We start from the raw sequence: 1,279 nt of genomic DNA, 5'->3' as shown, positions 1-1,279 counted from the left end.
ACGTCCAGGTCCCGCACGGTCCAGCTTCGCACCGGCGCCGGGACGCGCCACTCGCGGCGCCATGCCACCATCCGGAAGGCGAACACCAGCGCCGACAGGACGGTCGCGGCGACCGGCCCCCAGGTGTCGGTCCCCACCGCGACGGCCGTCAGGGCGGCCCCCGTCGCCGCCGGGATGACGTACAGGTTCGAGCCGCTGAACACCGCCGGGATCTCGTTGGCCACCACGTCGCGCAGGAGACCGCCGCCCACTGCGGTGACCACGCCGAGCAGCAGCGCCGACGCGATCGGCATCCCGTGGTCCAGCGCCCGGGCCGTGCCGAAGGTGCAGAACAGCCCGAGACCGGCGGCGTCGAACGTCACGATCAGCGTCCGCACCCGGTGGATGAGCGAGCCGAGCAGGTACACCACGATCGCTGCGACCACCGGGGGGACCAGGTAGACCGGCTGCGACAGCGCGAGCGGCGTGACGCCCAGCAGGACGTCGCGGATGATGCCGCCGCCCAGGCCGGCGAGCAGCCCCAGCACCAGACCACCGGTGATGTCGATGTCCTTCCGCGCCGCCAACAGGTTCCCGGACAACGCGAAGAAGAACACGCCCATCAGGTCGAACCACAGGACGAGTGGCGAGGACTCCACGACCGACCTCCTAGACCACCGCGTCCGCGGTGGAGCGGGCGTGGTGACGGCGACGGACGGAGCGGAACGTCCAGAGCTTGTTGACGACGAAGTTGATCGGCATCGTGATGAGGATCGTCAACAGCTGACTCCAGTACTCCCGGGAGTGGATCCCCGCGTCCTCGTGCCACCACGGTTCGGGCAGGTAGAGCGGGGAGGTGGGGTTGGTGAAGGCCAGCTTGATGAAGATCCCCGCGGCCGCAGCCACCGATCCCACCAGCAGGAACGGCCAGAACTCCTGCATGACCGGCGCCTTGTGTCCCTTACCGAAGGTCCAGTGCCGGTTGAGCATGAAGTTGTAGACATTGGCCACCAGGAACGCCACGATCCACACCAGCGTGGTGAAGCGGAAGTTGTACTCCGTGCCGGAGAACGGGAACAGGATGTCCTGGGCGTTCTGGGTCCCGCCGTTGGCCCTGTTCATCAGAACCGTGACGATCATGTTGACGACCATCCCGGACCCGCCGACGATCCCGAACATGAGAAACTGACGGGCGCTTCGTCGATAGCGACCGAGTTCGGACGGGGCCGGGTTCACAGCGAGCCAGTCTAGGCCCACGGACCCGGACTAGTGGGTATCTCCGTTAGTTCGTCGGGGGTCG

The 1,279-nt window shown here is 67.5% G+C and carries 2 protein-coding genes; both read right to left on the bottom strand.

Annotated features, from left to right (window positions below; genetic code table 11):
* The coding region (locus G6028_RS13235) for a TRIC cation channel family protein (protein ID WP_182659148.1) at window positions 1-638 on the bottom strand (638 nt) is incomplete at its 3' end.
* Between the two features lie 10 nt (window positions 639-648).
* Window positions 649-1,215: a GtrA family protein gene (locus G6028_RS13230; protein ID WP_259844393.1), complete on the bottom strand. Its 567-nt coding sequence runs from the start codon at window positions 1,213-1,215 to the stop codon at window positions 649-651.
* Between the last annotated feature and the right edge of the window lie 64 nt (window positions 1,216-1,279).

It is taken from the genome of Dietzia cercidiphylli (assembly GCF_014145145.1).
Taxonomy (GTDB): Bacteria; Actinomycetota; Actinomycetes; order Mycobacteriales; family Mycobacteriaceae; genus Dietzia; species Dietzia natronolimnaea.
Note: the sequence above shows the minus strand (reverse complement) of the source record. Positions and strands in the feature narration are given on the sequence as shown.